A 9,731-nucleotide genomic window follows, 5' to 3' on the forward strand; every position below is an offset into this window, starting at 1 on the left:
GCAGCCGTACCAGCGCGGCGGCCAACGCGCCCGCGTCACCCGGCGGTACGGCGAGGCAGGTCTCCCCGTCCGAGCCCGCGACCTCGGGAATGGCACCGCCGGTGGTGGCGACGAGCGGCGTACCGGTGGCCATCGTCTCGGCGGCCGGCAGCGAGAAGCCTTCGTACAGGGACGGCACACAGCCGATCTGCGCGCCGCGCACCAGCTCCACGAGCTCGGCGTCGGAGATGCCCTTGACGAACTCGACGGCGCCTTCGAGCCCGTACCGCTCGACGGCCCGCGCGACCGGCCCGGACTCCGGGCGCTTGCCGACGACTACGAGATGCGCGGCCGGGTGCTCGGTGCGGACCTTGGCAAGGGCCTCTATCAGATACACCAGGCCCTTGAGCGGCACGTCCGCGCTGGAGGTCGTGACGATACGGCCCGGTATCTCGGGCACGGCCGGATCGGGCGAGAACAGCTCCGTGTCGGCGCCGATGTGTACGACGTCGACACGGTCCGCCCGTACTCCGAGCTGCTCGGTGATCTCCTGCTTCGAGGAGCCGGAGACGGTCAGGACGGACGGCAGCCGGCGCGCGACGCGTCCCTGCATCCGGGTGAAGCCGTACCAGCGGCGTACGGAGGCGCGTCTGCGCCAGTCCTCGGCGGCGTCGAGATCCAGCCGGCGGTCGACGGTGATGGGGTGGTGGATGGTGGTGACCAGCGGTGCGCCGAGGTCGCCGAGGAGTCCGTAACCGAGCGTCTGATTGTCGTGCACCACATCGAACTGCCCGGCGCGGGCGGCGAGATGGCGCCGGGCGCGCAGCGAGAAGGTGAGCGGCTCGGGAAAGCCGCCGGTCCACATCGTGGCGACTTCGAGGGTGTCGATCCAGTCGCGGAACTCGTCGCGCCTCGGCGTGCGGAAGGGATCGGGCTGGCGGTAGAGATCGAGACTGGGCAGCTCGGTGAGCGGTATGCCCTCGTCGAGTACGGGGTAGGGCTGGGCGCCGATCACCTCGACGCTGTGCCCGAGACGGGCGAGTTCACGGGAGAGATGACGGACGTAGACGCCCTGTCCACCGCAGAACGGGTTGCCCTTGTAACTGAGAAGAGCGATACGCAACGGCCGCTCGCCGCCGAGCGGCCCGTCCGGAGCCGTACGATCCGCGCCTTCCGCTGTACGATCCGCCCGCTCCGGCCGGACGCCGTGGGACCTCCGGGGCCGCCGGGACCGTGCTCCGGTGCCCGCCCGCATGGCCTCAGCGGTCACTCTCGGCCCCCTGTCTCACTGCGCTCTCCGCGTTTCGCCGGAGCGTAACCGCCGACGCCGATCTAGAACAAGTTTCAGACTTGTTCGCCCACGGCCTTCGAATTTACCGGCAAGTAGCCTCGCTGTACCGGCCGGATCGGGTGATTCGCGCCACCACGCGCGCCCTGCCATGCTGTGCGGTCCGGAGGCGGTGAAGCGCGATGGAGCGGGGACGGACGGGGATGACAGTGGAAGCCGGACCGACGTCGGCCCCGCCGGCGCCTCTGACACAACGCCAGGAGGCCCGCCGCCGCCGGATCCTGGCCGCCACGCACCAACTTGCCTGCGAGGGCGGCTTCGGCGCCGTACAGATGCGGGAGGTCGCCGAGGAGGCGGGCGTCGCACTCGGCACGCTCTACCGCTACTTCCCGTCCAAGATCCATCTGCTGGTCGCCACGATGCAGGACCGGCTGGAGCATCTCCACACCACACTCCGCAGACGCCCGCCCAGCACCGACGATCCCGCCGCCCGGGTCGCCGAGACCTTGATGCGCGCCTTCCGCGCCCTCCAGCGCGACCCGCACCTCGCGGACGCCATGATCCGCGCCCTGACCTTCGCGGACCGCAGCGTCAGCCGCGAGGTGGACGAGGTCTCCCGCCGGACGACGGCGATCATCCTCGACGCCATGACCGCGTCCCCCACCCCCACACCTCCGACCCCGGCCCAGCTCTCCGCGGTCCGCGTCATCGAACACACCTGGCACGCGACCCTGATCACCTGGCTCTCGGGCCGCGCCTCCATCGCCCAGGTCAAAACAGACATCGAAACAGCCTGCCGCCTCCTGACCCCACCGCCGTGGTGATCGGAAGGTGCCCGCGTCAGTGGCCGCTTCGGCCGCGGATGCTCAGGGCGACGACGGAGACGAGGAACCAGAAGGCACCGAAGGCCGAGTATCCGGCGATGGTGGACAGGCCGCTCGTCGCCGAGGCGGACATCGCGGCGAAGCCGGCGCCGGCGAGGACGGACAGTCCGCCGCTGATGATCATGGGCCACTGGGCGCCGACGCTATGCCGGCGCCGGATCGCCACGACGAGCTGGATCGCTCCGGACAGGAGGGCCCAGATGCCGAACACGAGAAGAGCCGTGCCGATCGTGGAGAAGACGGCGGTGATCATCCCGATGGTGGCGGCGAGGCCGAGAGCCATGTTGGCGGTGGTGACGCAATTCGTGGAGCCGGTGCCGGTGCCAGAGCCGGTGCCGGTCATACGGCGTTCGAGGAGCGTGGCGATGCCGTCCCACAGGGGGTAGATGACGAGCAGTACGGCCGCGATCACTGTGGGTTTGTCTTTCGACACGAGCGAGGCGGAGGTCGTGTGGACGAGCGCCACCCAGATCAGGGAGAAGACGACTCGGATCAGGTAGAGCGATCGGAGCCCGGAGGCCGTCGTCGTGGTCGAAGTTATGGTGGTCTGGGTCATTGGGTATCCCTGCGTGATGGTGTGAGGCGGTTGCCCCGCTGAGGAGTCTCGGGGTCCTCGGGCAGGGCCGTGTACTTCGAACGAAGTAGTTCTCCCGCCCGCACCGGTGGAAGCAGGTCCGCAGGTCCGCCGTCTACATCGTTCGAAGTACACGGCCACAACACGTGCGAACGAGAATCAGGTCATGGTCAAGGCACACAACGATCAGAACGGGCCCGCGGCACCCCTGTGGATCCGCCGCCCCGAGGTGCTGCACCGCGTCGCCTATTCAGTGGCCGCGCTGGTGTTCACCGGTCAGGTCGTGGCAGTGGTACTGAGGGGATCGGATTGGCCGACCGTCCTCTCCGTACTGCTCGCCGGTGGCGGTGTCGCTCTCTCATGGTGGAAGCCGTGGGCAGGACTGGTCGTGACGAGCGCGGCGTCCTTCGCCGTCACAGCGGTGGGCCAGGACCCTCTGTCGGTGTGGATGATGGCGGTGCTCGTGCTGTTCTCGGTCACCTTCAGGGGAAAGCAGCCGCTGGCCGGGACCGTCATCGTGGCGGCGTTCTTCCTGGGAGCGTTCATGACGCTGGGGGGATTCCGTGGTGGCGCGGTCGTGGGCGCCGCCGCCCTCTTCTCGGCCATAGCGGGAGGTGCGACCGGAGGCGCGCTCCGCATCCATCGGGACCACTGGTGGATTCTGGAGGAACGGGCCGAAAGCGCCATCGCCACCCGCGAGATCGAAGCCACCCGACGAGTGACCGAAGAACGGCTCCGCATCGCCCGGGACCTCCACGACGTCATCGGCCACCAGGTCGCGATGCTGAGCCTGCATCTCGGCGCTGCGGAAATCGGGCTTCCCGAAGGCTCCGAATCGTCCCGGCAGGCCCTCGCCTCAGCCAGGTCCAGCGCCCGCACCGTCGTCGTCGAGACGCAACGGATCCTCGCGCTCCTCCGCCGCGAGGACGACATCTCCGACGACGAGGCGCTCCGGCCGATCCCGGCGCTGAGCGGCCTGGAAGGACTTGTCGCCTCTTTCGAGAGCATCGGCCTCGACGTCCGGCCCTCCATCGACATCCCCGCCGTTTTCGTGGAGCCCAGCGTCGGCGTCACGGTCTACCGGGTCGTTCAAGAAGCGCTGACGAATGCCTACCGGCATGGAGAGGGGACAGCAACGGTGGATGTGCGCGAGCGCGACGGCAGGATCTGCGTCACCGTGGAGAACCGCGTCGGTCATTCGCCGCACGGCTCCGGCTCGGGCTCCGGCTCGGGCAGCGGACTCGGACTCGTGGGAATGCGCGAACGCGTCGAGTCCTCCAGTGGGCGACTGACGATCGACAGCGACGGCGGGCGATTCCGGGTCCGCGCGGAGTTCAGCCCTCTGGGAGCCGTCGTCCGATGACGCGCATTCTGATCGTCGACGACCAGGACGACATAAGGGCCGGCATCCGGGCGATGCTTCTGCTCGACCCGAGTCTCGTCGTCGCGGGTGACCTCTCCGATGGACTCCAGGCCGTCCCTTTCCTCCGGGCCCACCCCGTCGACCTGGTCCTGATGGACATCCGGATGCCCGGCATCGACGGTGTCGAAGCCACCCGCCGGATCCGCGAAGAGCACCCGCCCGAAAAGCTGCGGGTGATCGTGCTGACCACTTTCGACCACGATGACATCGTTCTCGCCGCCCTTCGCGCGGGCGCCAACGGTTTCCTGAGCAAGACCGTGAGCCCTGCTGAACTCGTCGCCGGCATCACCGAGGTCGTCGGCGGTGGTGATGCGCTGTCCGCCGCCGCGACGGCCGCGCTCATCGGTCATATGACCGACAGTCCGCCCCCGGTGATCGACCAGGAACTGCTGAGACGCTTCGGCGCTCTGACACCCAGGGAGCGGGATGTGACCGTTCTCGTCGCGAGCGGTCTCGGCAACGACGAGATCGCGGCCCAGTTGCACGTCTCGCCGTTCACCGTGAAGACGCACGCCGTGCGGGCCATGACGAAGGTCGGCGCACGTGATCGGGCGCAGCTCGTCTCGTTCACCTTCCGGGCCGGCCTCTACCCCTGAGCCCGGGGGCGCGTGGCGGCGGATATGGCTGTGGCGTGTACGGGCCCGGGGAGGGGCTCGTACACGCCACAGGTCAGCGGTGGTTCAGCAGATGCCGGTCAGCAAGTGCTGGTCACCGGCGGGTTACTTGAAGCGGACGACCTGAGGGTCGTGGTCGCTCGCCTGGTCGGCGAATTCCGCGTTGATGTGGACCACGTCGTACACGGGGTTCTTGATGCCCTTGCTGACCAGGATGTGGTCCAGCGTCTGGGAGTTGCCGTCGTAGACGTAGCTGTAACGCTCGCCCTTCGGCAGCGTGTTGATCAGGTCCTTGAGGACCTTCTTCGTCAGCACGTCGAGCGGCGCCGAGAACTGGTAGTCGTTGATGTCGCCGAGGACGACGACCTTGGCGTCCTTGTCCTTGTCGAGCAGGTCGGCGACGAAGGTGTTGACCTCCTTGGCCTGGGCCACGCGCTGCGTCTCCGAGCTCAGCGTCGGCGGCTGGAAACGGCCGTGGATGGGCTGGTCGCCGCCCTTGGAGTTGAAGTGGTTGCCGACGACGAAGATCTGCTCACCGCGGAACATGAACTCACCGACCAGCGGCTTGCGGCTGCTCGACCAGGCGCCCGAGGTGGGGTTGATGCGGCCCGGGGAGACGGACAGCGAGATGTTCTCGTCCTTCGTGCCGGAGGTGACGACCTTCACCGCGGTGGTGGCGTCGCCGCCCGGGCGGTCCACGAAGGAGACCCGCTGCGGGTTGTAGATGAAGGACGTACGGATGTTGCCGCCGGGCTCGCCGCCGTCCGTCTTGTTCTCCGGGTCGATCGAGCGCCACTCGTACGCCGGGCCGCCCGCCGCCTTGACGGCCGCGATGAACTTGGCGAGGGTCTGGTCGGCCGCGACCGTACCGTCGTCCTTCGCGCCGTTGTTGTCCTGGATCTCCTCCAGGCTCACGATGTCCGGCGAGCCGAGGTGCTTGACGATGCCCTGGGCCAGCCGGTCGAATTTGTCCTGCGGGTCCGTCGGGTCGAGGTTCTCGACGTTGTACGTGGCGACGGACAGCTCGTCGGCGCTGCCCTTCTCCGCCACCTCAGGCTCGATACTGCCCTTGGTGACCGCGCCGACGGCGGTCGCCTGGATGCTGTAGCCGCCGTAGGTGCCGTAGTCGACCGGACCGGTCGCGCCCTTGAGCGTGTCGCCCACATTGGCCGTCGGCTTGTCGGCGGTCAGCGCGGTGACCAGCAGACGGCCCGTGTTCGGGTCGTCGTAGTCGGTGTAGATCACACCGCCGCGCGGAGTCGGGTTCTTGGTGGGCTTGGTGGTGATCCAGGTCTCGCCGTACGAGTTGGACGCACCGACCACCCGGCTGTCGCCGATCTGGACGACCATGCCCTCACGGGACTCCAGCCAGTCCAGCGCGTACACGGTGGGCTGGAGCGTGAGCGGCTCGATGTTTCCGCCCGCCGCGTTCGGCGTGTAGTCCTTGGGCAGCGTCTTGGCGTCGACCAACTCGACCGAGGGCACCGCGTTGCCGGAGGACAGCACGACGGTGGTCGGGCCGCTCAGCTCGGTGAGGGACTGCGCACCGGACGAGGCACCGCCCGGGTAGTACTCCACGACCTTGGCGGAGACCAGGACCGAGTCGCCGACCTTGACCTGCGGAGTGGTCGAGCCGGTGAAGACGAAGACGCCCTCGCTGGTGACCGGGTCGTTGTCGGGCTGCGTGTCCTGGATCCAGAAACCGCGCGAGGAGCCGGTGGCGCGTACGCCGGTGACCACACCGGGGACATTGGTGACGGCCTGGCCGTTGTACGGCGAGACCCGGGTGTTGCCCTGGATGTGATGGATCCGCACCGGGCCCGGCGTCGGGTCGGGCTCCGGCGGGCCGGTGGGGCCCGTGGGCGTCGGCGTGGGCGTGGGGTCGGGACCCGGCTCGCCGCCGCCACCGCCGGTGTTACGAGGGCTCGGCGCGGACGCGGACAGGTCGGCCGCGTTGTTGTCCGTGTCGGTGAGGGAGGCGTTCCGGGAGACCGAGGCGGTGTTGCTCGCGCCCGGGACCGGCGAGGTCTCACGGACCGCGGCGGTGCCGAAACCGACCAGGTCCTTGATGCTGCCGTCGGCCGCGCAGTCCGCGGCGGTGACGCAGGCCAGCGGAGTCGTGGAGTGGACGAGGGCGACCGTACCGCTGGTCCCCGACATGGCGATGGAGCCGGCCGCGTCCGGAGTGGGCAGCTCGGTGGTGCCGCCGGCACCCTTGCTCTCGGCGACGAGATAGCTGCCGCCCGCCGGGATGGCGCCGGTCAGCTCGGTGACCTGCCACTTGCTGCTGGCGGTCGGAGCGCCGGGCAGATACTGCACGGACCAGCCGGTGAGGTCGAAGGAACCGCTGCCGGCGTTGCCCAGTTCGATGAAGTCGTTGGTGAAGGTGGCGCCGGAGTTACCGCCGCCGCCGTAGACCTCGGCGATCACGGCGTCGGCGGACGGGGCCGCCTGCGCCGTGAACGGGAGCGCGATGAGCGTTCCGACCAGTCCGACGGGGAGCGCCAAGGCGATGCGCTTGGCGCGCCGACCGCGCAGGGCCGGGGGTATGGAAGGGGGCACGTTGGGCTCTTTCTGCTACGAGTTCTCTCGGGTGCTTCCCGCGTGCTCGCCGGTGTGCTCCCGGGGCGCGGGCGCGCGTGTGACTGTGCGGTGGCGATGCGGTGGTGACAGTACGGACATGGCGTGCGTGAGTGGTACGAGAAGCCTGGAAGTCGGCTCAAGATACGCGCGTAGACACACTGCCAACAAGAGGGTGGGCGGCGCAACGGACAAGTGTTTCCCGACTGTTCGTTGGACTTAACCTGGTTGTCGGACGACATGGCACATTCGTTGCGGAGATGTCGGATTCGCTCCGGATGCGGCGCTCCTCCAGGAACGGTGAAAAAGATACGCCCGACGGTGGAGTGGGGTACGCGGCCGATACAGTAGGCGCGTCGTCATCATGCCCGTACGGAGGAAAGCCGGTGCGAAACCGGCGCTGACCCGCAACCGTGAGCCGCCGTCACCGGCGGCGCAGCCGGAACGCTCCGTACGCGGTCGTGACCGGCTCGTGCCACCGGAAACCGCCGGTGGCCGGCATCGTCGAGGATTACGGGGCCGGAGGCTGGTGCACAGTGCCGCGACCGGCAAGGGAGGCCCACCGCCTTGTGGGCCCGTCCCGCCGGGAGCGGTGGTGGTGTGCCCGCGCCGGCTCCCGCAGGAGAGGCCCGCCCGCCATGACCACCGTTCGCCGCTGCGCAGCGGCGCTCGCCGCAACCGCCTTGCTCAGTGTGGCCGTCGCTCCGGCCGCCGTGGCGGGAGGCGACGTACCGGCCTCCCAGGGCTCCACGGGATCCCAAGGCTCTTCGGGCTCTTCGGGATCCTCCACGGGCTCTCCGTCCGGCTCCTCCTCCACGGATCCCGACGCCTCGCCGTCCCCGGCTCCCGCCGCCTCCGCGCCCGCGCCGTCCCCCGCGCCGGTCACGGTCCCGCCCGGCCTGTACGGCGAGAAGGATCCCACCTACGACGGTGTGTGGCGCCAATCGCTGGCGATGATGGGACAGTTCGCGGCCGGTGTCCGCCCGGCGGACCAGGCCGTCGGCTGGCTGAAGGGCCAGCAGTGCGCCAACGGCGCCTTTCCCGCGTACCGTCCCGATCCCGCCACGCCCTGCGACGCGAAGACGATGGTGGACTCCAACGCCACCTCCGCCGCCATCCAGGCGCTCTCCACGCTCGGCGGTCAAGGGCCCGCCATGACAAAGGGCGTGGAGTGGCTCAGGTCCGTCCAGAACAAGGACGGCGGCTGGGGATATCTGCCCGGCACACCGACCGACGCGAACTCCACCTCTCTGGTGATCGGCGCGCTGACCACCTTCGGCGTACGGCCCAGCTCGATGCGGTCGTCCGAAGGGAAGAACGCCTATGACGCGCTGGTCGCCCTCTCGATCCCGTGCGACGCGGGATCGGGCGCGGACGCCGGCGCGTTCGCGTACCAGCCGGACAAGGCGGGAAAGCTGACCGCCAATGACGACGCCACGGCGGCGGCCGTCATCGGCGGGCTCGGCAAGCGGATGATGGCCTGGCCGGTGCAGGCCGCCGGTCCCGCGCCGACCTGTGTGCCCACGGCGGATCCGGGCCCGGAGCGGGCCGCCCGTAACGGCGCCGCCTATCTGGCCTCCGCGCTCGCGGCGACCGGACATCTCGACCTGCCGCCGATGCCCGGCGCCAACGACACCGCGCCGCTGCCGGACACCGGCAACACGGCGGACGCCGTCGTTGCCCTGACGGCCGCCGGATACGGTCACCAGGCGGCGGGCGCGCTGGAGTGGCTGAAGCGGAACTCCGGTGCCTGGGCCCAGGAGAACGGGCCCGCGGCCTACGCCCAGCTCATCTTCGCCGCCCACGCCACGGGCACGGATCCGCGCAACTTCGGCGGGATCGACCTCGTGGAACGGCTGAACGCGACGGGACCGACGCCCAGGCCCAGGGCCTCCGCCACCGCTCCGGCCGCCGCGGTCGTGCACGGGAACAGTGGTCGCGACCAAGGGATGGTGTGGATCCTCGGGATCGGTTCGGTCGCCTGTGTCGGTATGGGCTTCCTGCTCAACGGCCGTAAGAAGACACAGCAGAGCCCGCAGTCGTGATGCGTTCCCGGCTTCTGGCGCTGGCCGCCCTTCCCGTGTGTTTCATGGTCGCCCTGGGTACGGGCAACGCCCAGGCGGCGGGCTACCGTTACTGGTCCTTCTGGGAGAGCGACGGCGGCGCCTGGATCTATGCCACCCAAGGTCCTGCCACGGCCCGGCCCGCCGACGGCACCGTCACGGGCTTCCGTTTCTCGGTGAGCGCGGACAGCGGCGACGCCGCCCGGCCGCGCCGTGCGCCCGACTTCGCCGCGATCTGCGGCGGCACTCCCGGGCGCGAGGGCCGCAAACGGATCGCCGTGGTCGTCGACTCCGGTACGGCGGCCGACGCGCCGGCCGGTGAAGAA

The 9,731-nt window shown here is 69.6% G+C and carries 8 protein-coding genes and 1 riboswitch; of the genes, 5 read left to right on the top strand and 3 right to left on the bottom strand.

Translation table 11 applies throughout. The features are described from left to right. The coding region (locus GA0115259_RS05905) for a glycosyltransferase family 4 protein (RefSeq protein WP_093591871.1) at positions 1 to 1,234 on the bottom strand (1,234 nt) is incomplete at its 3' end. Positions 1,235 to 1,470: 236 nt separating this feature from the next. On the opposite strand from GA0115259_RS05905, the gene GA0115259_RS05910 reads away from it, so the two are divergent. After that, the gene (locus tag GA0115259_RS05910) at positions 1,471 to 2,091 is read left to right on the top strand and encodes a TetR family transcriptional regulator (RefSeq protein ID WP_093591874.1); all 621 of its coding nucleotides are present in this window, start codon (positions 1,471 to 1,473) and stop codon (positions 2,089 to 2,091) included. Between the two features lie 16 nt (positions 2,092 to 2,107). Here the strand turns inward: GA0115259_RS05910 and GA0115259_RS05915 are convergent, their stop codons facing one another. Continuing rightward, complete coding sequence (locus GA0115259_RS05915; protein ID WP_093591877.1) at positions 2,108 to 2,707, bottom strand: DUF308 domain-containing protein; 600 nt, start codon at positions 2,705 to 2,707, stop codon at positions 2,108 to 2,110. A 184-nt stretch (positions 2,708 to 2,891) separates the two neighbouring features. Here GA0115259_RS05915 and GA0115259_RS05920 point away from each other — a divergent pair, with 184 nt between their 5' ends. Beyond that, entirely contained in the window at positions 2,892 to 4,088 is a 1,197-nt protein-coding gene (locus tag GA0115259_RS05920; protein ID WP_093591880.1) for a sensor histidine kinase, read from the top strand. Continuing rightward, positions 4,085 to 4,744: a response regulator transcription factor gene (locus tag GA0115259_RS05925; protein ID WP_093591883.1), complete on the top strand. Its 660-nt coding sequence runs from the start codon at positions 4,085 to 4,087 to the stop codon at positions 4,742 to 4,744. The genes GA0115259_RS05920 and GA0115259_RS05925 overlap by 4 nt, the downstream gene beginning before the upstream one ends. Before the next feature lie 123 nt (positions 4,745 to 4,867). Here GA0115259_RS05925 and GA0115259_RS05930 read toward each other — a convergent pair whose 3' ends face one another. Continuing rightward, the gene (locus GA0115259_RS05930) at positions 4,868 to 7,324 is read right to left on the bottom strand and encodes an endonuclease/exonuclease/phosphatase family protein (protein ID WP_093591886.1); all 2,457 of its coding nucleotides are present in this window, start codon (positions 7,322 to 7,324) and stop codon (positions 4,868 to 4,870) included. A gap of 400 nt (positions 7,325 to 7,724) precedes the next feature. Next, positions 7,725 to 7,787, top strand: a riboswitch (cobalamin riboswitch). Between the two features lie 193 nt (positions 7,788 to 7,980). Between GA0115259_RS05930 and GA0115259_RS05935 the strand changes: the two genes are divergently transcribed. Both GA0115259_RS05935 and GA0115259_RS05940 read left to right on the top strand, forming a co-directional pair. Beyond that, complete coding sequence (locus GA0115259_RS05935) at positions 7,981 to 9,387, top strand: prenyltransferase/squalene oxidase repeat-containing protein (RefSeq protein WP_107469138.1); 1,407 nt, start codon at positions 7,981 to 7,983, stop codon at positions 9,385 to 9,387. Beyond that, positions 9,387 to 9,731: SCO2322 family protein (locus GA0115259_RS05940; protein WP_256097922.1), on the top strand; the 345-nt coding region annotated here is incomplete at its 3' end. The genes GA0115259_RS05935 and GA0115259_RS05940, both read left to right, overlap by 1 nt.

Source organism: Streptomyces sp. MnatMP-M17 (assembly GCF_900091995.1).
Lineage (GTDB): Bacteria > Actinomycetota > Actinomycetes > Streptomycetales > Streptomycetaceae > Streptomyces.

What these genes read in the sequence shown, in the direction of transcription:
- GA0115259_RS05910 (WP_093591874.1), top strand. Translation starts at nt 1,471, where the DNA reads ATGACAGTGGAAGCCGGACCGACGTCGGCCCCGCCGGCGCCTCTGACA.
- GA0115259_RS05915 (WP_093591877.1), bottom strand. Translation starts at nt 2,707, where the DNA reads ATGACCCAGACCACCATAACTTCGACCACGACGACGGCCTCCGGGCTC.
- GA0115259_RS05920 (WP_093591880.1), top strand. Translation starts at nt 2,892, where the DNA reads ATGGTCAAGGCACACAACGATCAGAACGGGCCCGCGGCACCCCTGTGG.
- GA0115259_RS05925 (WP_093591883.1), top strand. Translation starts at nt 4,085, where the DNA reads ATGACGCGCATTCTGATCGTCGACGACCAGGACGACATAAGGGCCGGC.
- GA0115259_RS05935 (WP_107469138.1), top strand. Translation starts at nt 7,981, where the DNA reads ATGACCACCGTTCGCCGCTGCGCAGCGGCGCTCGCCGCAACCGCCTTG.